The 25,230-nt window shown below is 62.4% G+C and carries 17 protein-coding genes; 12 read left to right on the top strand and 5 right to left on the bottom strand.

The genetic code is table 11. The features are described 5' to 3' along the window. The 8 genes from ACGGKE_RS16380 (at nt 1) to ACGGKE_RS16345 (ending at nt 9,613) form a co-directional block, all read left to right on the top strand. On the top strand, nt 1–849 hold the full coding sequence (locus ACGGKE_RS16380; RefSeq protein WP_394442211.1) for an amidohydrolase family protein: 849 nt from the start codon (nt 1–3) through the stop codon (nt 847–849). Between the two features lie 24 nt (nt 850–873). Further along, complete coding sequence (locus ACGGKE_RS16375; protein ID WP_394442208.1) at nt 874–2,163, top strand: MFS transporter; 1,290 nt, start codon at nt 874–876, stop codon at nt 2,161–2,163. 80 nt (nt 2,164–2,243) lie between these two features. Further along, a complete protein-coding gene (locus ACGGKE_RS16370; RefSeq protein WP_394442205.1) occupies nt 2,244–3,242 on the top strand; it encodes a protocatechuate 3,4-dioxygenase in 999 nt (332 codons plus the stop codon). A 39-nt stretch (nt 3,243–3,281) separates the two neighbouring features. Further along, nucleotides 3,282–4,139 carry an HpcH/HpaI aldolase/citrate lyase family protein gene (locus ACGGKE_RS16365; RefSeq protein ID WP_394442202.1) on the top strand — a complete coding sequence of 286 codons (858 nt, stop codon included), beginning with the start codon at nt 3,282–3,284 and terminating at the stop codon, nt 4,137–4,139. Between the two features lie 4 nt (nt 4,140–4,143). Then, entirely contained in the window at nt 4,144–5,688 is a 1,545-nt protein-coding gene (locus ACGGKE_RS16360; RefSeq protein WP_394442200.1) for an acetolactate synthase large subunit, read from the top strand. Nucleotides 5,689–5,712: 24 nt separating this feature from the next. Beyond that, nucleotides 5,713–6,609 (top strand): phosphate ABC transporter substrate-binding protein, encoded by an 897-nt coding sequence (locus ACGGKE_RS16355; RefSeq protein WP_394442197.1) that lies wholly within the window; start codon nt 5,713–5,715, stop codon nt 6,607–6,609. Between the two features lie 139 nt (nt 6,610–6,748). Then, entirely contained in the window at nt 6,749–9,049 is a 2,301-nt protein-coding gene (locus ACGGKE_RS16350; protein WP_394442194.1) for a TonB-dependent receptor, read from the top strand. A 180-nt stretch (nt 9,050–9,229) separates the two neighbouring features. Then, entirely contained in the window at nt 9,230–9,613 is a 384-nt protein-coding gene (locus ACGGKE_RS16345; protein ID WP_394442191.1) for a hypothetical protein, read from the top strand. A 236-nt stretch (nt 9,614–9,849) separates the two neighbouring features. Here ACGGKE_RS16345 and ACGGKE_RS16340 read toward each other — a convergent pair whose 3' ends face one another. Both ACGGKE_RS16340 and ACGGKE_RS16335 read right to left on the bottom strand, forming a co-directional pair. Further along, a complete protein-coding gene (locus ACGGKE_RS16340; protein ID WP_394442189.1) occupies nt 9,850–11,715 on the bottom strand; it encodes a hypothetical protein in 1,866 nt (621 codons plus the stop codon). A gap of 60 nt (nt 11,716–11,775) precedes the next feature. Next, nucleotides 11,776–13,518, bottom strand: a complete 1,743-nt coding sequence (locus ACGGKE_RS16335) for a thiamine pyrophosphate-binding protein (RefSeq protein ID WP_394443065.1) — start codon at nt 13,516–13,518, stop codon at nt 11,776–11,778. 184 nt (nt 13,519–13,702) lie between these two features. On the opposite strand from ACGGKE_RS16335, the gene ACGGKE_RS16330 reads away from it, so the two are divergent. Beyond that, nucleotides 13,703–14,713, top strand: a complete 1,011-nt coding sequence (locus ACGGKE_RS16330) for a hypothetical protein (protein WP_394442186.1) — start codon at nt 13,703–13,705, stop codon at nt 14,711–14,713. 518 nt (nt 14,714–15,231) lie between these two features. Here the strand turns inward: ACGGKE_RS16330 and ACGGKE_RS16325 are convergent. From ACGGKE_RS16325 to ACGGKE_RS16315, 3 genes are all read right to left on the bottom strand, one after another. Then, the gene (locus ACGGKE_RS16325; RefSeq protein ID WP_394443063.1) at nt 15,232–16,467 is read right to left on the bottom strand and encodes a replication initiator protein A; all 1,236 of its coding nucleotides are present in this window, start codon (nt 16,465–16,467) and stop codon (nt 15,232–15,234) included. Between the two features lie 154 nt (nt 16,468–16,621). Further along, complete coding sequence (locus tag ACGGKE_RS16320) at nt 16,622–17,632, bottom strand: ParB/RepB/Spo0J family partition protein (RefSeq protein ID WP_394442183.1); 1,011 nt, start codon at nt 17,630–17,632, stop codon at nt 16,622–16,624. After that, nucleotides 17,629–18,813, bottom strand: a complete 1,185-nt coding sequence (locus ACGGKE_RS16315; RefSeq protein ID WP_394442180.1) for an AAA family ATPase — start codon at nt 18,811–18,813, stop codon at nt 17,629–17,631. The genes ACGGKE_RS16320 and ACGGKE_RS16315 overlap by 4 nt, the downstream gene beginning before the upstream one ends. A gap of 562 nt (nt 18,814–19,375) precedes the next feature. Between ACGGKE_RS16315 and ACGGKE_RS16310 the strand changes: the two genes are divergently transcribed. From ACGGKE_RS16310 to ACGGKE_RS16300, 3 genes are read left to right on the top strand one after another with little or no spacing between them, the layout of a single operon-like run. Continuing rightward, entirely contained in the window at nt 19,376–22,480 is a 3,105-nt protein-coding gene (locus ACGGKE_RS16310) for a response regulator (protein ID WP_394442177.1), read from the top strand. Beyond that, nucleotides 22,465–23,352, top strand: coding sequence for a CheR family methyltransferase (locus ACGGKE_RS16305; RefSeq protein ID WP_394442174.1), 888 nt, complete (start codon nt 22,465–22,467; stop codon nt 23,350–23,352). Before ACGGKE_RS16310 ends, ACGGKE_RS16305 begins: the two co-directional genes overlap by 16 nt. Beyond that, nucleotides 23,345–25,225: a response regulator gene (locus ACGGKE_RS16300; RefSeq protein WP_394442171.1), complete on the top strand. Its 1,881-nt coding sequence runs from the start codon at nt 23,345–23,347 to the stop codon at nt 25,223–25,225. Before ACGGKE_RS16305 ends, ACGGKE_RS16300 begins: the two co-directional genes overlap by 8 nt. Nucleotides 25,226–25,230 lie beyond the last annotated feature (5 nt).

Below are 25,230 nucleotides of genomic sequence, written 5' to 3'. Positions count from 1 at the left end.
ATGACCGTGATCGACATTCATCCGCATATCATTTCGGACGATGCGGATCGCTATCCCCCCGCTCCGCTGTTCGGCAAGCGGTCCGACTGGTCGCAGGAGCGACCGTGCACCGTCGCGTCGCTGATCGCGGCGATGGACGAAGCCGGCGTCGACAAGGCCGCGGTCGTCCATTCGTCCACCACCTACGGCTTCGACAACAGCTATGTCGTGGACGGCTGCAACGAATATCCCGACCGGCTGATCGCTGTCGGATCGGTGGATGTCGCCGCCGACGATGCGGTATCCACCATCCGCGCGTGGACCGACAGGGGACTGAAGGGGCTGCGGATCTTCACCGGCGGATCGACCAAGGATTTCGACCCCAGCGAGCTCGAAAATCCGGCCGCCTACCCCGCCTGGGACCTGCTGGGCGAGCTGGGCATTCCGATGTGCATCCAGACCGGCCCCATCGGCCTGCCGCAGGTGCGCGATCTTGCCGTCCGCTTCCCGAAGGTCAACATCATCCTCGACCATCTGGGTCGTCCCGATGTCCTCGACGGTCCGCCCTACGCCAATGCCGACAGCCTGTTCGCCATGGCGGACCTGCCCAACATCTATCTGAAGCTGACGCCTCGCATCATGAGCGACGTGACCAAGGGGCAGGCGAGCGCCGACACCTTCTTCCCCAAGGTCGCTGCCGTCTTCGGCGCCAACCGCATGGCATGGGGGTCCAACTTCCCCACATCGCCGGGCACGCTTTCGGACATTCTGGCGACGGCGCGAGACCGGCTCGCCTGTCTCAGCGATGAGGATCAGAACTGGGTCTTCGCCAAGACCGCGCAGACGCTTTACCCGGCGCTGAAAGACTGACGAAAATAGATAAGGAGAGGGTTCATGGCCACATCACCGATACCGAAGGAGGCGCCGGCTTCGGCCGCGCGCCTGCCAGAACTTTCTCCCGCCGCGCGCTGGCTGGTGCTGTTCCTGCTGGCGACCGGCGTGCTGATCGCCTTCGTCGATCGGACCAGCATTTCCTCCGCCCTGGCCGATCCGCCGTTCATCGCGCATTTCGGCCTGTCCGATGTGGATCGGGGCTGGCTGAACTCCGCCTTTTTCTGGTCCTATGGGCTGGTGCAGATTCCGATGGGCTGGCTGGTCGATCGCTATGGCGTGAAAGTGCCCTACACGATCTGCTTCGTCCTGTGGTGCCTGGCGACGGCCGCGATCGGCCTGGTCGACGCCTTTGCCGCGTTGCTGACCATGCGTCTGATCATCGGTGCGGCCGAAGCGATCGTGATGCCCGCCAGCTATCGCTGGATCCGCAATAACTTCACCGAGCGGCAAAATGGCACCGCCGTCGGGCTGTTCGCGATGGGCAACAAGCTGGGTCCCGCGATCGGCGCGCCGGTCGCTGCCTGGCTGATCGTCAATTATGACTGGCGCATGATGTTCATCCTGACGGGCGTCGCGGGCTTCATCTGGCTGGTGCCCTGGATGCTAACCGTCCAGAATGACTGGCCCACCCCCGAGGAACGCGCCACCGCCAAGCGCAAGGCCGCGTCCGTCACCTTTTCCAGCATCCTCAAGAGCCCGCTGGTCTGGGGAGCGATGATCGTGAATTTCTGCTACGGCTATTTCACCTTCTACTGCATGACCTGGATGCCGGCCTATCTGGTCGAGGAGCGCGGCCTGTCGCTCAAGCAGTCGGGCCTCTACACCTTCTTCAGCTTCGCCGGCATTGCTATCGTCGCGGTGATTGCAGGCTGGGTCGCGGACAAGCTGATCGAGCGCGGCGGCGATCCCGTGTTCGTGCGCAAGGCCTTTGTCATCGCGGGCTTCATCGGCGCATGCACCGTGCTGCTGGGCGCTTATTCGCCGAGCCTGTCGATGGCCTTGTTCTGGAACGTCTTTTCCCTTTCGTTCCTGGGGCTCGCCACCGCGAACAACTTGGCGCTGTGCCGCCTGACCTTGATCCCCAAGCCGGCCATCGGGCTGGTGACGGGCGTTCAGCAGGTGGCGACGTCGCTGGCCGGGGGCGTGGCGGCAAGCCTGTCGGGCTGGCTGCTGCATGTCAGCGGCGGCTATGACTTGCCGATGCTGGTGATCTTCGTCTTCCTGATCATCGGCGCAGCCGCGACATGGATCCTGCTGCGCCCGCAATGGGCGCCCCGAATTTCGGAATAAGCAATCGCACGGAGCGGGCTTTGGATTGGCCGCTTCCCACCAGGGCGCATAATCTGCCCGCCGTACAAACAGAGGATATTATGGCGAAGATCGTATTCGGGATGGCGGTGCCGCATAGCGGCATGCTGGGGCAAAAGCCGGAGGACTGGCTGAACAATGGCGAGCGGGATCGCAACAATCCCGAGCTCTGGTTCCAGAACCGGACCTGGACCTATCCCGAACTGGAGGCGCATCGCGGCGCGGCGTTCGAGCCTTATCTGACGATCGAGGAGCGCATCGCCCGCGCCGGACGCTGCCGGGCGGCGCTTGACGCGATGGCGGAAGCCTACAAGGCGGCCAAGGTGGACGTCGCGATCATCCTGGGCAAGGATCAGAAGGAAATCTGGCCCGACCAGTCCCCTTCGATCACCATCTACACCGGGCAGGACGTGCATAATGGCCCGCCGCAACGCGCCGTATACGCCCCCGACCATCATGTCGTGCATCAGGCCTATCCGGATCTCGCCACCTACCTCATCAAGACTTTCCAGAAGGAAGGGTTCGACCTCAACGACTTGATGGCGTGGCCCGAAAATGTCTGGATGGAGAAGAATCAGGGGCGGAAAGCCGACTATCCGGTCGTGCCGCACGCCTACAGCTTCGTCTATCACCAGATCATGGGCGATGACGTGCCGCCGCATGTGCCGGTGCTCTTCAACCTCTTCTACCCCCCTACCCAGCCGTCGATGCAGCGCTGCATCCAGTTCGGCCGCGTGCTGCGCGAAGCGATCGAGGCATGGCCCGAGGATGTTCGGGTCGCGGTGATCGCAAGCGGCGGCCTGTCGCACTTCGTCAATGACGAGGAGTTCGACCGGGACGTGATGGAGAAGCTGGCCGCCTATGACTATGAGGGCCTGGCGGCGATCCCGGACGGCTATTATCAGTCGGGCACGTCGGAAGTGAAGATCTACTCGATCGTCATGATGGCGCTTCAGCACACCGGCGCGCAGATGACGCTGGTGGACTATGTCCCCTGCTGGCGCACCGCCGCCGGCACCGGCGAGGGCATGGGCTTCATGTACTGGAACGCGCCGGAATAAGCGGCGCTTCCCTTTTCCCATTCACACAGGACGATCATCATGACCGAAACGCGCCTCAACGGCGTCATCCGCGCCTTTGAAGCCGGCAAGCCCGCCTTCACCTGCTTCTCCAAGGTCGACAAGCTGACCGCGCAGGAACTGACCGACGCGCCCTATGACGGCATCGTCTTCGAAATGGAGCATAATCCCTATGACGTCGGCGGCCTCGGCGACGCGCTTCAATATATGCTCAACCGCAAGACGATCGCCGAAAGCGGCGCCGTCGCGCCTTCGGTGACGCCGCTGGCGCGCATACCTGCCAACGGTGCGGAGATGAACCAGTTCCAGGCCAAGCAAGTGCTGGATCGCGGCGTCTATGGCGTCATCACGCCGCATGTTTCGACCGTCGAGCAGGCCTATAACATGGTCGCGTCGTGCCGCTACGCCAAGCCGACCGGCGCCGCCCTCTACGAGCCCAAGGGCGTGCGCGGCGATGGACCAGCGACGGCGGCGCGCTACTGGGGGGTCAGCCAGGCGGACTATTATGCCAAGGCCGATGTCTGGCCGCTCGCCCCGCATGGCGAGATCCTGGTCGGCATGATGTGCGAAAGCCCAGAGGCGATCGAAAATCTGGACGACATCCTGGCCAATGTGCCGGGCATCGGCCTGGTGCTGATCGGCGAGGGCGACCTGAGCCAGGCGCTGGGCTACCCACGCCAATATGATCACCCGGAAGTGGTCAGCGCGATGAACCGCATCGTGGAGGTCTGCAAGAAGCATAATGTCGTCGTGGGCAACCCGCACACCAATGCGAAGAATGTCGAGCGACTGATCGGCGAGGGCTATCGCTTCCTCATGTCAGCGCCCACCCGCAGCTATGGCGTGGTGGGCCAGGGCCGCGAACTGGCGGGATATTGACGCCATGAACGGTGCGGAAAGTCTGGTGTCCACCCTGGTCGACCAAGGTGTCGATATCTGTTTCGCCAATCCCGGAACGTCGGAAATGCATTTCCTAGCGGCGCTCGACAATCCGAGGATGCGCAGCGTCCTGTGCCTGTTCGAGGGCATAGCGACGGGCGCAGCCGATGGATGGTACCGGATGAAGGACAGGCCCGCTTCCACCCTGCTCCATCTGGGGCCAGGGCTGGCGAATGGCCTCTCCAACATCCACAATGCCAAGCGCGCCTCGTCGGGCATGGTCAACATCATTGGCGAACATTCGGTGGCGCATCTGCGTTATGATCCGCCGCTGCAGTCGGACATTGAAGGGCTGGCCCGCCCCTTGAGCCACTGGGTCCGACGCGCCGACAGCGCGTCGACCATCGCCTGGGACGCGGCACAGGCGGTCGCGACGGCATCGGAGCATCCCGGCAAGATCGCAACCCTGATCCTGCCTGGAGATACCAGCTGGCAGCAGGCCGACAGCGCCGTCACTTTGCCCAAGATCGACCAGCGCCGCCCTGCACCCGCGTCCGCACGGATCGATCATGTCGCCAAGGTGCTGACGTCAGGCGAGCCCACGCTGATCATCCTGGGCAACAAGGCGACGCGCGGCCGCGCGCTGGAGCTGGCTGGCAAGGTTGCAGCAGCCACCGGTGCGCGCCTGGGATCGCAATTCTTCACGGCGCGGATCGAGCGCGGCGCGGGACGAACGCCGATCGAGCGCATTCCCTATGCCGTGCCGCAGGCGATGGCGTTCCTGGACGGCTTCAAGCATATCATCACGGTCGAAACACGCGAGCCGGTCGCCTTCTTCGCCTATCCCGACAAGCCGAGCCTGATGAAGAAGGAAGGCACGCTCGTCCACCCTCTGGTGGAGGAGCATGAGGACAGCGCAGCGGCGTTCGAGATGCTGCTTGACGCGCTCGGCGCGAGCGCCACCCAGCCGATCGTGCAGGCCAGGATCGAAACGCCCTCTCCCACCGGCGCGCTCAATCCGCTCAGCATCGCCCATGCGCTGGCCGTCGCCCTGCCCGAAAACGCGATCCTGGTCGATGAATCGCTGACCACGGGGCGGGAATCCATGGGCCATACGATGGGCGCGCTGCCGCACGACCTCATCAACAATATGGGCGGCTCGATCGGCTATGGCACGCCGGTCGCTACCGGCGCGGCGCTCGCCTGCCCGTACCGGCGCGTCTTCTGCACCGTGGGTGATGGCAGCGCCATGTACACGATCCAGTCGCTCTGGACCCAGGCGCGTGAGGGACTGAACATCACCACCATCATCTACGCCAATCGCAGCTATGCGATCCTGAAGGCCGAATATGCCAATATGGGCGCGGGCAGTCCGGGGCCGCAGGCGATGGCGATGATCGACATCGACCGGCCGACGATCGACTGGATCGCCATGGCCAAAAGCATGGGGGTGCCGGCAGTGGCGGTCGAAACGGCGGAGGATTTCGTCAAGGCGATGCAGAACAGCGCGCGCGAGCCTGGTCCGGCGCTGATCGAAGTCAGACTGTAGGACACGGAATAAGGGGTAGAGGATATGGCGACGAGCGCCCAGGACATACTGACATTGCGCACCAACCTGGCCGAATATCCGGTGACGAAGGCGATCCGCGACGGGCGAGTCACTTCCGACATCGTCAAGCTGGACTGTTGCGGGCCCGAGCCGGCGCAAAACGGGTTCAAGGACATGGTCCGCCGCAACATGTATGATGCGGGCGAACTGGCAATCGTCACCTATTTGCAGGCCAAATGCTACGGCAAGCCATATGTGCTGCTGCCCGCGCCCGTTTCGGGCCGGTTCCAGCATCATTGCGCGGGCTATAATCGCGATCTCGGCCATCTCGATCCCAAGGACATCGAAGGCCGCCAGGTGGGCGTGCGCACCTATGCGCAGACGACGGGCCTGTGGGTGCGCGGCATCCTGCAACATGAATATGGCGTCGATCTCGACAAGGTCACCTGGATGACCGTGGGGGAAGGCCATTTGGAGGAATATAGCGATCCCGCCAATTGCGTCCGGTTGCCCAAGGGCTCCGATATCGGGCAGATGATGCTGCACGGGGAACTGGCAGCCACGCTCCAAGGCGTCGACCTGCCCAAGGACCCGCGCGTCGAACGATTGATCCCCGACCCCTTCAATGCCGCCAAGGACTGGTTCGCGCGCGAGGGCGTGGTGCCGATCAACCATATCTTCGTCGTGCACCAGGATATATCGAAGAACCGTCCCGATGTGGTGCGTGAAATCTACCGCATGATCGGTGACAGCCGCGCGTTGACGCAGGGGGGCGTGCCCGATCCCTTCCCGCCGATGGGGCTGGAAGCCAATCGCAAGGGGCTGCAGCTCGCGATCGACTGGGCGTTCGAGCAGAAGATCATCCCGCACAAGCCAAGCGTCGATGAACTGTTCGACGACGTTACGGGAACACTGGGATAACGATACGAAACGAGGCGGCAGGAATTGATAGGCTGCCGCCGCCTTTCTTATAAGCGCGGACACCGCTTCTCTTCTACCTAGCGTTCACAATCCGATAAAAATGGATTGAATAACCAGCGCACCATGGGGAGGACACATCATGCGCCGCTGCAACTTTTCAATACCCGCCCTGCTCGGCGGGATTTCCATCGCCGCGCTTGCCGCTTCGCCCGCCTTCGCCCAGCCCGTGGAGCCGCTCGCGGCCGCCCAGGAAGGCGTTTCCGACATCATCGTCACCGCCCAGAAGCGCAGCGAAAATGCGCAGAATGTCGCAGTTGCGATCACCGCGCTCAGCACGGAGGATATTGCCGCATCCGGCGTGACCAGCACCGAGGATTTGCGGGCAGCCGTGCCTTCGCTCAACGTCACGACGGCAGCAGGCGGCTTTGGCCTGCCACGCATTCGCGGCGTCGGCGCCACCGGCCAGGGCGCCGGGATCGAGAACCCGGTCGCGGTCTATGTCGATGGCGTCTATTACGGCTCCGCCATCGGGGCGCTGCAGTCGCTGTTCGATGTCGAGCAGGTCGCGGTTCTGAAAGGGCCGCAGGGCACGCTCTTTGGCCGGAACGCGACAGGCGGTCTCATCCAGATCACTACGCGCAAGCCCAGCTATGACTATACCGCCTCCGCACGCTTCGGCTACGGCAATTATGATACGGCCAGCGCCGCAGCCTATGTTTCGGGCGGCCTGGCCCCTACCCTCGCCTTCAGCCTGGCGGCTCAGTATGAAAATCGCGGCGATGGCTATGGCCAGAATGTTTTCACGGGCAACGACATCCAGACCGATCGCACCTATTCGCTGCGCGCCAAACTGCTTTGGGAGCCGGGTGACACTACCTCCATCGTCCTGTCCGGCGACTATTTCGGTCGGGAAGCGGCCGATCCGGCGTTCGTCACCTTCAGCCGCAACAGCGCCGGCCAATATGTGCCCGACGTCATAGAGTCTCTGGGCGGCGACCCGCAGCGCGACATCTATGCCGATATCGATCCCACGCTGCGCGGCCGGCAGAAGGGCATCAGCCTGTCGATCGACCAGGAATTGGGCGGCGTGAACCTGCGGAGCATCACCGCCTATCGCAAGACCGCGCTGCGCACCTATTTCGATCCCGACGGGACGGTGGCGCCGCGCCTGCGCATCGACAATAATAACCGCGACAAGCAGTTCACGCAGGAGATCGACCTGATTTCCGACAATGACGGGCCTTTCAACTGGGTGATCGGCGGTTTTTACATGAAGAGCAGCGCCGGTCAGTATCCCGGTCGCACCACGGGCCTGACGACCTTCGGCGGGAACGGTTACTCCGACGATTTCACCGATATCGGCCTCGAATCGATCGCCGGCTTTGCCGACGGCACCTATGAACTGGGTGCGAATACCAAGATCACGGCTGGCATCCGCTATACCTATGACAAGCGCGATATTGATGCGACGCGCATCACCTACAATGGCAATACCGGCGTAACCACGACAACCATTTTCGGTCCTGACAAGCGCAATTTCGACAAGCTGACCTGGCGCCTATCGATCGATCATCGCTTTTCGCCCGAGCTGATGGCCTATGCGAGCTACAATCGCGGCTTCCGCAGCGGCACGTTCGTGCCGCAGATCGCGACGCCGTTCAACGTGCTGGAGCCTGAGGTCGTCGATGCCTATGAACTGGGGATCAAGACCGATCTGTTCGACCGCAAGGTGCGGCTGAATGTCGCGGGCTATTATTACGACCAGTCGGCGGTGCAGGTGATCCAGGTCATCGCGGGCGTGAACAACGTCTATAATGCCCGGCAAGGTGCACGCATTTATGGCGTCGATGCCGACCTGACCTGGCAGGTGAGCGACAATCTGCGCCTCTTCGGCGGGTTTAACTGGACCGACGCGCGCTACAGGGATTTCACCGACGCAATCATTTCCATCCCCTATCCTGTTGCGGCCTATTTTTCGCCGTCCAACTATAGTTATGTGGACAGCCAGACCGGGCAGACGGTCGCCAACACCGCTTGTCTGGGCACATTTGGCGCTCCGACGGCTCAGTTGGGGGGCAATTGCCTGCTGCGCGGCGATGCGTCGGGCAACCGGCTGCAGAACACGCCGGAAATCACCTTCAGCCTTGGCGGCAGCCTGGACATCCCCACCAGCGCGGGCGTCTTCACCCTGGCGGGGAACTATTACTATAATGATGGCTTCGTCGCGACTGCGGACGAGCGCGTCACGCAGCCAAGCTACAACACGGTCGACGCGTCGATCACGTGGAAGGAGCCCGGGGAGAAATTCTATGTCCGCCTGTGGGGCAAGAATTTGACCGATGCCTTCTACCGCAGCCAGATCAGCGCCACTAACAGCGGTGACAATGGCTATGCAGGCGCGCCGCGCACCTATGGCGTGACGTTCGGCTTCGACTACTGACCCAGCGGCGTCTAACGCCCCTGTTCGCGAAACGCCCGCCATCCCCTTCGATGGCGGGCGTTTTGCCGTTCCAGCGGCCACAAACCCATCGTCGCGGACACAACTTGGGCTGTTCAGTACCTCGGGCTAGCCAGCCAACGCCGAGGAAAAGACGGCCGTCCGTGACGTCATCAGCGTCAGTTGTCGATCAGTGGATGCCCACGAGTTGATCGCATTCAGGAGCGCAACCATGACCGGCATATCGGCTTGCCGGCCGAACGATTGCCAGACGCAGCCGGGTCCTATGGCATCCTTCAGATGCTGAACCTCGGCGTTCAGATTGATGTGGCCGATCGCGCCAGCCTGTTCGCGGCGTTCGCCACCAGCCGCCCATCCACCATTGCGGGATGCCGGATTTCTACGCAATATCGTCAATCAGGCCGGTGGTGGTTCTATGCGCTTGCGCGAAGACCATCGCCGATCAGCGGCAACAGAAACAGTCGATGTGCAGAGCCGAACCGCAGGCAGCAGCAATATCGCGCGCGCTTTGAAAAAAGATGCTTTGAGCGATCCAGCCTGCTTTGAAATCGCTCTGTCGTTGCGCTGAATTTCTGCCCCCCCTCGGTTCTGGGTCGCCGACGCCCCCCATGCCCAGGACAGCTATAATGCGACCGCGAAAACCGCGAACACGTGATAGGAGAAGCGAGGCTCTCTCATGAGTTTTTGGCTCGTGTGCCAGTAATGCAACAGAAGCTCTGGTCATTGTGGAAAGAGAAGGCTCTCGATCACTGCCGGCCTCCTCTTTCCCTTAATCCCCTGCTTTATTTGGGATCGCTGAGATACAGCGGCATGGAATCTTCCCATTTGCTGTCGGTCAGCAGCCGCTTGTTCGAGCCGTCGGCGTTCATCACATAGATTTGGCCATATTGCTGGAAGGTCTGATCGTAGAGCGCGGCCTCGTCACGGAAGCCGTGTTGCGATCCGCTCCACATGATCCGGCCGTCAGGCGACCAGACGGCATGGCCGTCGCTGGACGGATGGGTGGTTGCGCGGAACAGGCCGCTGCCATCAGGCTTGATCGTGTAGATATCGAAATTGCCGTCGTCGCGCTTGCGCGTGAAGACGATCCGCTTGCCATCGGGCGACCAGCCGGGAAGATTGTCCAGGCCCTGCGTGAGGACGCGGATCTTGCGGGTGTCAAGATTGAGGATGCGCAGCCCCTTTTCCGTCTCGCCCCAGACGCGGAACACCAGCTCCTTGCCATCGGCCGAATAGCTGGGGAAACCCGAATGGAGGCTGCCGTCGGTGAGCTGTTCGGCGCCGGTGCCATCGCGGCGGACGCGCCACAGCGCGGCCGTCATCTTGCTGCGTTCGTTGAACCAGTAGCCCAGGCCGAAGGCGATCCATTGGCCATCGGGCGACCAGCAGGGCTGGAATGCCCCGGCCAGACCCATTTGCACCTTTTTTTCGTCCAGACCCCGGCCGGAGGATTCAAACACCTTTCGCTTTTCGGAGCCGTCCGGCCGCATGATCCAGACCGAGCTATTGCCCAGCTGCTTTTCGGTAAAGACGACCCAGCCGTCCCGCGACAACAGGGGGAAGACGTCGACATGCTGATAGTCATAGTCTTTGTCCCAGCTGAACAGCGGCTTGTAGAGCGGGCGCACGGGTTTGAAAGCGACCTTTTCATAGATCACCGACTTGCCATCCGGGGTCCAGTTGGGCGCGCGGATGAAGGCCTGGCGACGCGCCGGGCGATCGGAGGTGTAAGCCAGCCCTTCATTGGGGCCATATTTGACAAGATAGCCAATCTCACTGTTGCTGAGAAATTGCGGATGCAGCTTGAGATCGACACCTGTCGTGTGTTCGACTCGATCGCCGCCGTTCACATCGACGGAGACAATCTGCGAAGGAGCCTTGCCGACATAGTTGGGACGGCGCGCACCCCAGGTTGCTTCGACCGTCATTTCATAGAAGACGATCCGCTTGCCGTCCGGCGACCATTTGGGCGAGCCGAGACAATAGCCCGGCTTGGAGGCCACTTTGCGAAATCCGGTTCCGTCAGGGCGGATGACGTAGATGGACAGTTCCTGCGTATGTTCCCAGCCATGTCCCTTGTCATGTCCCGTCCAGCGCGTGTTGCGATCACTGGAAAAGGCGAGCCATTGTCCGTCAGGCGACCAGGCCGGGCGGAAATAGCAGTCCGGATAGAGGTCTTCGCCATGAATGTCGCCAATGCCGGTCAACTGGCGGGTTCGACCGGTGAACAGATCCTGCAGCCAGATGTTGGCGCGATAGCCGTTCCGGGTGGACACAAAGGCGAGCGTCCGGCCGTCGGGCGACAGCACAGCGGCGTCATCCATGCTGTCGGTCGTGATGACAGGCGCAATACCCGTGCCGTCGGCCCGTGCGCGGAAGATATCGGACTGGCCGTCCCCGCGACGTTCGGACGTGAAGATCAGCCACTGTCCGTCGGGCGACATTGTGCCATTATATTCGAAATCCGTGTCGACGAGCAGCTTGCGTTCATTGCTGCCGTCCAGATTGGCCATCATCAATTGAGAGATGGAAGGCGCGATGCGGTTCATCAGCATCACACCCTTTCGCCCCAGCGGCACGTCCGCTGCACGCGCGGCGCCGGCGGCCAGCGCCCCCAAGGACAGTCCCATGAAATTTCTACGGTTCATCACCCTACTCCGATAATATGCTCTGTTGATCGGGACCGCTTCTGCTGGCGATCGCCCTCGTTATCCCATCCATTTGCTCACCGGCACCGCCGACTCTTCCAGCGGCTGGGCGATAACGTCGATCAGCGTGGGACCATCATGAGCGATCGCCTTGCGCATGATGGAGTCAAGCGCTTCAGGATCATCGACGGTCCAGGCCTTCACGCCATACGCCTCCGCTATGCGTGCATGGTCGGTGCGCGTGAAATCGACCGAGAAATACCGCCCGCCATAGCCCTCCTTCTGACTTGCCTTTATCCAGCCGAAGGACGCATTGGAAAAAACGATCATGGTGATGGGCAAGCCCTGGCGCACGATCGTTTCCAGCTCACCCACCGCAAAGCCGAAACTGCCATCGCCCATCACCGCCACCACCTTGCGGTCGGGCGCGCCGATCTGCGCACCGACCGATGCAGGCAGCGCAAATCCCAGGGCGCCATGCGCGCGATTGGTGATGAAGCGGCGCCCGCTCCCACTGAACTGAAAATGACCTGAAAAATAGGGGCACGGCGTGCCGGGATCCGCCACGATGATGGCGTCGGAAGGCAGAGCCGCCTGCAGCGCGGCCAGTACGCGCTCCGGGCGAATTGGCCGCTCGCTGGATCGAGCCAAGCGATCGAATGCGGCACGCTTCTGGGCCTTCAGGCGTGCGACCTGCTCCGCAGCGCCATTGTGGCGCCGCGCACCCGCAAGCCGCATCTCTATCTCGATCCGCAGCGCCGACAGGCACAGCAGCGCGTCGCCGACGACGCCAGCCTCCACGCGATAATTGCCCGATACGACCATCGGATCAATGTCGATGTGGACGATCGGCGTGGTGCGCGATGGCACGCTTCCATGCTCCGTCGTCGTGGACCCCGCGCGGCAACCGACGAAGATCACGCAGTCCGCCGCCGCAATGACCGCGCGTGTTTCGTCCGTACCGCCATTGGCGCCGACCACGCCGACCGCCAAGGGATGATCGTCGGCGATGGCGCCATGACCGCTCACCGTCGAAGCCACCGGTGCGTCGAGCAGTTCAGCCAATTCGGCGAGCAGGTTGCAGGCGCCCGAAAGGATGACGCCCCCGCCACAGATGAAGGCCGGCCGCTTGGCGGCGAGGATGACATCGGCTGCGGCAGCAATCAGTTCGCTGTCCGGGCCTGTGCGATAGGCTGGGAAGCTCGCGTGGCGCGGGTCCGCCCAGATGTCGGCTGCCGACAGATGCTGCTTTTGCAGGTCATAGGGCAAGCCGATATGCGCGGTGCCCGGTCGACCCGTCGTCGCCGCGCGGAAAGCAGTGCGGAAGATATGCGGGATCTGGCTGACATGGTCTACGACGCTGTTCCACTTGGTCAGTGGCGCGAACAAGGCGCGCTGGTCGAGTTCGGTCAAGGAATAGCGACCCCGTGCCGTTACGGGGATGTCGGAGGTGATGGATAGCAAGGCGACGGAGGATTCATTGGCTTCGATGACGCCTGGAAGGATGTAGGTCGCCCCTCCCCCGCTTGGTCCTTCGCAAACCCCTACCCTACCCGTGACGCGCGCATAGGCATCCGCCATATAGGCCGCGCTGCGCTCGTCGCGCGTGAGAACATGGTCGATACCATGATCCAACCGCGCCAGCGCGTCGTAGAATGGCAGGCTCGTGTCGCCGCACAGGCCGAATATATGACGCACGCCATGCGCCTGCAGCATCCGAACGGCCGCCTCTGCGCCCGTGACGGCCGCAGACTGGCCATCAGGGGCAGCCGGTCTATCCGATGAGAGATCGTCAGGGATCATGCAGGCAGCATGAAGCATCAAAAGCCCCACTTCCTTATCGAAAAGCGAGCACAGGCGATTGATGGGGCAATTTGAACGTCTGGCCAGCCCAAACAGCGTCATTAGCCATCACTTGCTAAAGGTGCTATATCGTTGATTATATCGTGCTATATAGCTGTTTTAGCTTCTTATTAGTGGCGTGGTTATGAACACAGAGTTGAGTCTTATAGCCCATTATGCTGCGGCACAATCCACGCTGGAACGGCTTGAGGAACGTTTGAAGCTCAGCCCCGTGCGTGTGCCTTTGCGAAGCCGCATGCAGATAGCCGAACGCCAAGCGCTGGCGCGTATAGATGAGACCGTCCTGGTGGATGAGGATGTACATGTCGACGGGCGAAGAACCGTGCGCACGTCGCCTTTTGACCTGAGTCGCAGTCGGCACGCGATTTCCGCTCCCATAACGCTTGAGGCCTTGTCCAAGGACCCAGGCGCAGTGCTGGAATGGCTTGATGCGCCAAAGGCCGTAGCGGCTGAACGCGCCGCGCTAATGGTAAGTGTAGTGGAGCGGGTCAGGGCTTGGCAGGACGCGAGCGACGCATTACCCCCCTCCCCTCCCCTGCTCAGTGGCGCACATATGGCGCGGCTGTGGCGCGTGCATGCGCCGCTTGGCCAAGGCGACCTAGTGGCGAGTTTGCTGATCGGCGATCGCTGGGGTCCAGGGCGATGGGACGGGTCCAAAGGCGGATTGGTCGCCATGGGTCTTGAAGGCAGCCACCAGCCCTGGAAGGTCGCGGAGGGCGAGCAATTGGAGCGCGTCTGGCTCGAAGCAATTCGACAGGGGGCACAAGCCCATCTAGACCTTGAGCTGCGCCTGCGTGCCTATGCTGTGCGCGCCGCGCGCGCCCTTCAGGCTAGGCGCAGGCCTGGCCGACTTAAGGACGTGCTTCTGCTCGCCATGATACGTCCGCGCGTCACCAGCAGCATGGTTGCCAAGGCGCTCGGCATCACCAGTGCTGGCGCCATCAAGTTGCTGACGATTGCTGCCGAGGCAGGCCTGCTGGTGGAACGAAGCGGACAGGCAAGCTATCGCCATTATGCCATTCCCGTGGCGGCATCGTCCGAAATGCCGCGCCAGTTGGCCGATCCCTTTGATCCCGGGGAAGATTGGAACTGGGAACCTGAAGACGTTAGGGGCATATCGAGCTTGGCGGTTTGACGTCTTCCCGACTGGTCACGCAGGAGGTAATCACAGCGGCCCGGCGATCGTATTTGGTGAGGCCGCTTTCGTTCCTTGGCACTAGCATCGGAGTGCCCGCTTCCAGGCTGGACAATCAGCCTCTCGAACAGCTCGTTCGGGCGATTCTGATAACACGTCGATATTGATCAAGGCTTAGGGCCGACCGCCTTTTGATACCGTATCGAGCGGGCGTCAGTTCCCGCCATCCATAAAACGGTCCTGGCCCATCACTCGTTGCACCTGCTCAGCAGGCGAAACCGGCAAGATGGTGAAGGTGCAGGTCGTCGCAAGCGGCAAGGGCCGATTTCGCTCAAGCGTGCTGAATTCTTCCAGGCCAGAATTGCCGGTCGCATCGTGTTATCAGAATCACGCTGGTCACCGTTCAGGAGCACCCGCCAAGACCGAGCGGTTGGCGATCTCATTGGATAAGCAGGACATAGGCAGGTTCGGTGCACCAACGCCCAGGCTCAGCGACTGATTCCGAAAACACGTCCGCGTCAGAGCCGGAACTTGTTCCGGCGATGATGTTCCTTGACGAAGCCGTAGAAGCGCTTCGAATAGTTGCGCGGCAGCTCGTCAGGGTTGGAGCCCAGGAAGGTGTCAAACCGTTCCATCAGGGCATCATAGTCCCAGCCTGGGAAATCCGCGCGGATGGCGGCGTAAACCTCGTGATCCAGCACCTTGTTCGCGCGGGGAGGGACGGCGGGGGAGGGGGCGCGTGCGGGTCTGCGCTCCGATCGCTTGGGCGCGACTTCGGTCCCTTCGTGTCGGAGGGGCACACGCAGCCCCTTTCCCAAGCCGGCGATGATCCCGTGCGTGAGGCGGGGATCGATCAGATCATCCGACATGTCTGACGTGTCATCGGATTCGCCAATCTCAACCGATTGGGACGAGGAGGGGAGGGGGCGTTTCCGCGGTTTCGTCGGGTTCAGATGACGGCGCATCACCATCTTGAGCTTCGGCTTGATGCTGTCTTCATCGACCACTTCCAGGCTGATGTCCGGCAATTCGTTGTGACGCGCCAGTTCCATCAGTTTGCGCTTGAACACTGGATAGCTGCTCTCGCTACCGCTTTTCTGATGCAGCGTTTCAAAGCCGATGGTGAAGCCTTCCGCGCCATTGCCGCCGGCATGTTTGCGCGATGCGCGATACAGCCATTTGCCGAGGCCGCTGGTGATCTCGAAGTAGAGCGGCGAAATTGATAGCACGTTGCGCTTGTCCATCACGCCATCGAAAAACCATTTCGACAGGGTGATCTCCATGCCGAGTGATCTTTGCGTGCGCTCATCCACCAAATGGGTGTAACTGTCGATCCAGGAGAAGGTCGTCTCCCGGCTTTTGTTGCTGGCGCGTATATTGGTCTTGATCGTGGTGGCCTGTAGCCGATCTAATGCGCTCACCAGCCGCTCATAGGCGCGGCCGCTGGTGCCCCAGCAAATGCGCTTGAGCAGATCGCCAGGCTGGAGGCGGATCACTGGCGAAATGTCGTTGGTGCCACGCTCCCGCATTTCGTTAAGATGAGAGGCGAGATAGATCATGATGTCCGCGTCCCAAATCGTTGCCATGCCATACGCAGAATTGGGCAGGACCTGCACGGTCACCGTGCGGTCGGGACTGACATAATCGATGGGTTTGATGCGCTTGCGCTTCGACAGGCTGAAGAAGGGCCGCTGCATCGTTTCCTGATAATCGCGCAGGGAAATGTCGCTGAAATCGGGCAGCGTGAAGAACATTTCGAATTGGACCTTCCGCTCCTTGAGCGGCGTCCTTGCTTCGCTGTCTTCGTCTACCTGTCCCATCCCATCCCCGCTTCCCCCCGGAGGGAAATCCGATACAAGTCATTGATATTAAAAGAACAATAGCCCTTTTTCAGCTTTTCATCCCCAGTTAGTGCCTGCGGGGCGATCGCATCTTCGCTTGCTCGATCACGGGTCGCAACGCCTCCAATATCTCATCCACCGTCAGATTGCTGGGGGAGAGGGAGAGGGTGAGGACCTTCTGCTGATCCTTCTCCACCTGGCCGATGGCATCGCCGCGCGGCGCGACGATCGCGGCGCGCTGAATCCGTCCTTTGGTCGTCGTCGATTGGACCAGGCGCGACATCACTTCCGGCCCCGTGATGGGCTGCTCATCGCCTGAACGCCGGAAGCTCTGCTCCGCGGCAATCTGATCGGCGGCAGCCTCCAGCTTCGCGCGTGCGGTTCCATCGCGGAGCAACGGCAGCAGCTTTTCGGCATATTTGGCCTGAAGGTCCATCGGCGAGTGAAAGGCGCTGACTACGAAAGGCGGGATTTCCGTCAACGCGATATAGCGCGACAGCTGCGACTTTGAGATTTTGAGCCGCTCCGCCATGCGCAGCTGTACGCCACCATAATAGCTGTCGACCGCGGCCTTGTAGTTCAGGCCGCGCTCCAGATCCGAAATATCCTCCCGCTCGCGATTTTCGATGTCGGCCAGGCGGAAAGCCGCTTCGTCGTCGAGATCCTCGATGATCGCGATCAGATCGATGTCAGGATAGTGATTGGCGTTGAGCCACGAGATCGCCCAGTGGCGACGCGTGCCCGTCACCAGCTCATAGGGGAGGGGGCCGCCCGGCGTTCGACGAACTACCGCGGGAACGCGGTTGCCGCCTTCGGCAAGGATCGAATCGATGAGGCTGCGCAGCCGGAACTCGTCCAGCATCGAATAATCGCGCGCATTGCCGGCCCAGATCGAGCATTCGGCCGGTTTCAGGCGGATGGTGGGGCGCTTGACGATGCGCGCGGCCTCGCCAAACGCTTCCAGCCGCTTGTTGGTGAAATTGGGGCGCGGCGTTGCCGGCGTTTCAGGCGCGGGCGTGGCGGACGGTTCGCTCGGAACCGACGCGAGCGCTTCGCCGATGAGGGAGCGCCGGCTCATGCGGCGACACTCACGTCAGCGGTAAGGCTGGTGGAGGGCCATTGCTGGCGGATCTGTTGCTCCACCTCGGCGAATACGGCGTCGAGATTATCGCGGCAGCGCGTGTAGGTCTGGTGCGAAGCCGAGGGTTTGGACTCATAGATGGAGCGGAACGCCTGAGTGGCGTTCTTGATTTCCTCAGACGCGAGGATCGGTTGGCCGAGCAGCAGCCCCGCATAGGTCGCTTGCATGATCCGCCACATGTCGTTCTCGCCCGGCTTGCTCGGCGAAAAGGCCGAACAGACGACGCGGATGAACCCATAGCTGACTGGCGTGCCATTTTGTTCGAGTATCTCGATATTGTCCGCGATCGTATCCATGAAGTGGATCGTCGACAGATAGTCGAGCTGCCGCGCGGGCACCGGGATCAGCAGCCCGGTCGCCGCGGCCATGACATTGAGGCCGAGGAACCCCATGGCTGGCGGCGGGTCGAGCAGGATCACATCGAAATCCTTGGTTACGCTGGCGATGCCGATGCGCAGCGCCTGCAGGCTTTCGCGCACCGCTTGCCCGCCTTCGCGCAGAGTGGAGGTGAGATCCCACTCTGCATCCTGAAGGCCAAGGCTGGAGGGCACGATCTTGATCGTCGGCCAGGGCGTGTCGCGAATCGTCTCGGCGAAGTTGCTGAAGGTGCTGCGCGGTGAGAGGAAGGCGCCCAGCGTATGTTCGTCGTCGATCAGCGTTTCGGGCTGGATGTCGAACATGGTCGTGGTCGACGCCTGCGGATCGCAATCAATCACCAAGACACGATAGCCGTGGAGTGCAAGATAATCGGCAAGATGCTTGGTGATGGTGCTCTTGCCAACGCCGCCCTTGAAGTTCTGAACCGCCAGCACGACCGCATCTTCATCTGGTTGCTTGCCGACATGGATGCCGAGGGCGCTGCGGATATGGGTGAGGTCTTCGAGCGTGTAGTAGCGCCGGCCATTGGGTTGCGTCTTGGGCTGGGGCAGGCGGCCCTTGGCTTCCGCCTTGGCAAGAGCCTCGGGCGTGCGGCCGATGAGTTCGGCGGCGATCGTCGGGCCGAAGCTGATATCCAGCGTCTTGCGATTGTCGGGGCGAAACACGATCGTCTTGATGTGATCGCGCATTTGTTGGCAAGCCGTAGTGACGTTGCGCAGCGTATTGACGGTGAACGACATGATGCCCCTCATGCTCGAATCGGAAGCGGATATAGGTTAGCGTTTAATGCGCCGATTTTAGCGCGAAAGTCAAACCGGAAGCCAAGATGCCGTGACGACGGGCGTCAGGCAGATCAGGTGCCTTGGAAGGCAAACCTCGATGCGTGTTGCGGCCGTTGCGTTTTAACGCTTCTGGAAAGCCTATTGGAACCGACCTGGCGATCACAACAAGGTCGAGATGGGTTCTGCGGGCTCAGCGGTCGCCATTATGGATTTATTCAGGGATTATGAGGGTTAGGCTTGGGGCCGTGCGGTCGTTTACGGCGCATTTCGGCCACTGCTGGATGCTTTGAGCGATCCGATGACACGTCAGACCGTGACCGAAAACACGTTCGCGCGATTTCGAAACCACGCTGGGGCGGGCGCGATAACACGTTGCGCAATTGTTGCCGCAAGGCGATAGGTCATGCCGAGCCCGCGCGCCAAGGCGGGTCGGAAATTCCTCTGATGCTATTGCGCCGGGGCGGCCTGCTTGCAATATGCCCGCGACGCGGGGGCGTCGTAACGAGAGTGTAGAGAATCAATGCCCTCCCTGTTCGGGATGACGCCGGCGCGATCCGCGACCCTGCTTCATATCGTCTTGCTGATCTTCATGATTCCGCCTTTCCTGGCGGACATGACGTTACCGCTCGGCATGTCGGTCTGGGTGCTCTATCTGCTCCCGATCACCTTATCTTATTTGACGTCGCGCGCGATCATCCCGCCGCTCCTCGCGGTGATGGCGACGCTGCTGATGGTGATCGGTTACCAGATCGCGCCGGCGGGCGTCGATCCGTCGGTGGCGCAGGTCAATCGTTCACTGGGCGCGCTGACCGCATGGCTGCTGGGCGGGCTTGGCTACCTGTTCGTGCGCAACAAGCTCGCCATCCGGCGCGAGGAGTGGGTGCAGCGCTCGCAAATCGGTCTTGGCCGAGCGATGGCGGGCGAACGCAATCTCCAGATCCTGAGTGAGGATTTGCTGCGCTATCTGACCAATCGGTTGGAGGCGCAGGCGGCCATGCTGTTCGTGCACGATGACGCCACCTATCGCCAGGTTGCCAGCATTGGCGTGCCCAAGGGCGTGGACGTCATTCGTTCGACCGGAGCCGACGACGGCTTGATCGGCGTTGCGATCACCGAGAACCGGATCGTGCGCATCGGGCCGGTGCCGGCCTCCTATCTGAGCTACGGGACGGCAATGGGCCATGCTGCGCCCACGACCATGCTCGTCGCACCCGCCTGTGCCGACGATGATGTCGTTGCGGTGCTGGAGATGGGCTTCGCGCAAGAGCCCAGGGAGGAAGCGCTGACCCTGCTTGAGCGCGCGGGCGAGGCGATCGGCAAGGCAATCCGGGCGGCGCGCTATCGCGAACGGCTTCAGGAACTGCTGGAAGAGACGCAGCAGCAGGCCGAGGAGCTTCAGGCGCAGAGCGAGGAATTGCGCAGCGCCAATGAGGAACTGGAGGAACAGAGCCGGGTGTTGCTGGATTCGCAGGCGCGACTTGAAACGCAGCAGGCCGAGCTGGAGCAGACCAACGTCGAATTGGAGGAGCAGACTCAACAGCTGGTCCAGCAGCGCAACGACCTGACGCGCGCGCAGGCATCGCTGGAGGAGCAGGCGCGTGAATTGGAGCAGGCGAGCCGCTACAAATCCGAATTCCTCGCCAATATGAGTCACGAATTGCGCACGCCGCTCAATTCGCTGCTGATCATGGCGCGGCTGCTGGCCGACAACCGGGCCGGCAACCTGACACCGGACCAGGTGCGTCATGCCGAGACGATCGAAACGTCGGGCAACGACCTGCTGCTGCTGATCAACGACATCCTGGACATTTCCAAGATCGAAGCTGGTCATGTTGACCTGCAGACGCGGCATATCCGCATCGCGCCAATGGTCGAGAAACTGCATGCGCTGCTGGAGCCCGGCGCGCGGCAGAAGGGGATCGCACTGCGCATTCCATCGGCCGCCGACATGCCCGCCGAGATCGAGACCGATCCGCACCGGATGGAGCAGATCCTCAAGAATTTCCTGTCGAACGCGATCAAGTTCACGGAGAAGGGCGAGGTGACGCTGACGGTGGAGGCGGCGGCGAACGATTGCATCGCCTTTACCGTGCATGACACAGGCATCGGCATTCCAGCCGAACAGCAGCAGACCATCTTCGAACCTTTCCGCCAGGCTGATGGATCGGTCAGCCGCAAATATGGCGGTACGGGCCTGGGACTGTCCATCTCGCGCGAACTGGCGCGGCTGCTGGGCGGCGAGATCAGCCTGGTAAGCGCGCCGGGGGAGGGGAGCAGCTTCACCCTGACGCTGCCGCGGAATTTCAGTGAAACGCCCGTCGCAACCCCGGTTTATCGCCCCGCGCTGCGCGAAACGACGCCGTTGCTGGCGACTCGCACCGACATCCCGGCAGCGCCGGCAAGACCGCGAGCGGTCGACGATGACCGTGACTCGCTGACTGGCGACAGCCGCGTCATCCTGTTCGTCGAGGATGATCCGGCCTTCGCCCGCATTCTGTGCGACCTCGCACGCGAAATGGATTTTCAGTGCCTGCTGGCCGAAAGCGCGGACGAGGGCGTGATGCTTGCGCGGCAATATCTGCCGCAGGCCATCATCCTCGACATGGGGTTGCCCGATCATAGCGGGTTATCGGTGCTCGACCGACTGAAGCGCGACGTCAATACGCGCCATATCCCGGTCCATTGCGTGTCGGTGGCCGACCACTCCCATGCGGCGCTGTCGAACGGCGCGGTCGGCTATATGTTCAAGCCGGTCAAACGGCAGGAACTGGCCGAGGTGCTGGAAGGGTTGCAGCACCGGTTCGCCGCCCGGATGCGGCGGGTGCTGCTGGTCGAGGACGATGCGACCCAGCGCGAGAGCCTGCGCCTGCTGCTGGCGACGCGGGATGTCGACACGGTCGAGGCGGCGGATGCGGGCGAATGCCTGGAGCGGCTGTCGACCCAAACCTTCGACTGCATGGTCATGGACCTCAACCTCCCGGACGCCTCGGGGTTCGAACTGCTCGAACAGCTGAGCCGCGACGACAGCCTCTCCTTCCCGCCGGTCATCGTCTATACCGGGCGCGATCTGTCGGCCGAGGAAGAGCTGCGCCTGCGCCGCTATTCCAAGTCGATCATCATCAAGGGCGCAAAGTCGCCCGAGCGGCTGCTGGACGAGGTGACATTGTTCCTGCATCAGGTTGTGGCCGACCTGCCCGCGCGGCAGCAGGCGATGCTGGCGACAGCGCTCAATCGCGACGCGCTGCTGGAGGGACGGCACATATTGGTGGCGGAGGATGATGTCCGCAACATCTATGCGCTGACCAGCCTGTTCGAGCCGCATGGGGCAACCGTCCATATCGCGCGCAATGGCGCGGAGGCGCTTAAAATCCTTGCGGGCGCGCAAGGTCCGGATATCGATCTGGTGCTGATGGACGTGATGATGCCGGAGATGGACGGGCTGACCGCCACCCGGGAGATCCGCGCCAATCCCGACTGGCGCGACCTGCCGATCATCAGCCTGACCGCCAAGGCGACGGCGCAGGACCAGGCGCAGTGCATCGCCGCCGGCGCGAACGATTATCTGGCCAAGCCGCTGGACGTCGACAAGCTGCTGTCGTTGGTGCGGGTATGGATGCCGCGATGATGGCCGATTTGGCCACGGCGCCCGAGGCCGAGGAACAGCTGCAGCTGCTGGAGCTGGATTCCCTGCTCGACCTTCTGTGGCGTCGCCACCAGTTCGATTTCCGCGGCTACTCCCGCGGCTCGATTTTGCGGCGGATGGTGCGGGCGCAGCAATATTTCGGGTGCGAAAGCCTGTCGATGCTGCAGCACCGGATGCTGCACGAACCCGCCATCCTGCCCGACCTGCTGAGCTTCCTCACCATCCATGTGAGCGAGATGTTTCGCGATCCCGCCTATTTCCGGGCGCTGCGGGAACAGGTGCTGCCGCATCTGGCGACCTTTCCCTCGCTCAAGGTCTGGATCGCGGGATGCAGCACGGGGGAGGAGCTTTATTCGCTGGCCATCCTCTTTCGCGAGGAGGGATTGGACAGCCGCACCCTATTCTACGCGACGGACATCAGCCCGGCGGCGCTGCGCAAGGCGGAACTGGGCATTTACGACATGGACCGGGTGGCCGGCTTCACCGCCAACCATCAGGCATCGGGCGCGCGCACGTCGCTCAGCCACTATTATACCGCCGCTTATGGCGGCGCGCGGTTCGATCCCAGTCTGCGCGAACGCACCCTGTTCGCCGAGCATAGTCTGGTGAGCGACCAGGTGTTCGGCGAGGTGCATCTGATTTCCTGCCGCAACGTCCTCATCTATTTCGACCGTCCATTGCAGGACAGGGCGGTGGGCCTGTTCCGCGAGTCCCTGGTTCGGGGAGGGTTCCTGGGGCTGGGCGCGAAGGAAACGCTGCGCTTTTCAAGCCATGCGAATGGCTTTACCGAGTTTGCGGCCCAGGAACGTATCTACTGGAAGGCGAATAGCGCGGGGAATGTCGTTCATGTCTGAGGAAGCGCCCGTCAATTTCCTGCTGGTGGATGATGTTCCGCAAAATCTGGAGGCGCTGGAGGCGCTGCTGGCCCATGACGGGCTGCGGCTGTTCAAGGCGCACTCGGGCGCGCAGGCGCTGGAGCTGATGCTGGAGCATGACTTCGCCCTGGCGCTGCTCGACGTGCAGATGCCCGAAATGGACGGGTTCGAGCTGGCGGAGATCATGCGATCGACCGAACGCACGCGCGCCATCCCCATCATTTTCCTGACCGCGGTCGCGACCGACGAACTCCGCCGGTTTCGCGGCTATGAGGCGGGCGCGGTCGATTATCTGCTCAAGCCCATCGACACGCGCATGCTGCGCAGCAAGACCGATGTCTTCTACGAGCTGAGCCGGCAGCGGCAGATATTGGCGCGGCAGCGCGACGAGCTGCGCGATACCGCCGACCGGCTGGCAACGACGCTTAATCGCCTGACCGCCCATCGTGACAATTCGCCGCTGGCGATCATTGAATTCGAACCGGACCTGCGCCTGATCAGCTGGACCAGGGGCGCCGAGCGGCTGTTCGGCTGGTCACCCGACGCGGTGCTGGGCCGCCATGCCGGCACGATCGGCTGGATGGATGTGGAAACGGCGAGCGCGGTCACGCGCCATGTCGCTGCATTGACGGTCGGCGGCGAACATCGCGACATGCAGGTTCATTCGGTCCGCCGCGCCGATGGGGCAACGCTGGAGTGCGAATTCTATTATTCGCTGCTGCTGGACCGCAGCGGCAAGCCCGTGTCCGTCAGCGCGCAGATATTGGACGTGACGGAACGCCGGCGCGCGGAGGAAACGCAGCATCTGCTGATCGGCGAGCTCAATCACCGGGTGAAGAACACGCTGGCGTCGGTCCAGGCGATCGCGTTCCAGACGCTGAAGGGCGCGCCGAGCCCGGCGGAGTTCGCCGACAAGTTCACCGGCCGGCTGCAGGCGCTGGCGCAGGCGCATTCGCTGCTGAGCCGCCAGACATGGCAGAGCGCCAGCCTGTCGCAGCTGGTGCAGGATCAGTTGGACCTCGGCACGATCGACGAAGGGCGCTGCTCCGTGTCGGGGCCCGCGGTCGAGCTGCCGCCCAATCTGGCGCTGCATCTGGCGCTGGTGCTGCATGAGCTGGGCACCAACGCGGCCAAATATGGTGCCTTGTCCAACAGCGAAGGCCATGTCTTCATCGACTGGCGCTTGCAGGATGGGCGGCTGCTGCTCAACTGGCGCGAAAGCGGCGGGCCGCCGGTGACGCCGCCGAGCCGCAAGGGTTTTGGCAGCGTGCTGGTCGAGCGCAGCCTGCTGGGCGAGGGGGGCGTGGTGAACGCCGACTTCCGGCCCGAGGGCGTGCAGTGGCAATTTGAACTGCCCTGGACGCCTTCGGCGCTCGACGCCGTCGAGCCGCGGCCGGCGGCCGGACCGGAGGCCGTCGAGGCGCCCATTTATGGCGAGCGGCTGAACAGCCATATCACGCTGGAGGGGCTCGATTTCCTAGTGGTCGAGGATGAGCCGCTGATCGCGTTCGAACTGTCCGACATGCTGGCCGATGCGGGCGCGCGGGTCGTGGGAACGCCATCGACCCTGGACGAAGCGGCCAACGCCGTCGCCACGCTGGCCTTCGACGCTGCGATCCTGGACGGTAATTTGCAGGGGGCGGCCGTCGATACGATCGCCGAAGCGCTCGCCCGGCGCGGCATTCCGTTCCTGTTCCTGTCGGGCTATGGCCCCGAACATCTGCCCGTTGCCTTTAACAGCCGGCCATTGCTCAACAAGCCGTTCGACCGCAGCAACCTGCTGAGCAAGCTGCGCCATCTGGTGGCGACCGAATTGCCCCAGCCAGCGCCGGGCCGTGCCGCCCTGAATTGACGGGC

Source organism: Sphingobium naphthae, assembly GCF_043589935.1.
Lineage (GTDB): Bacteria > Pseudomonadota > Alphaproteobacteria > Sphingomonadales > Sphingomonadaceae > Sphingobium > Sphingobium naphthae_A.
Note: the sequence above shows the minus strand (reverse complement) of the source record. Positions and strands in the feature narration are given on the sequence as shown.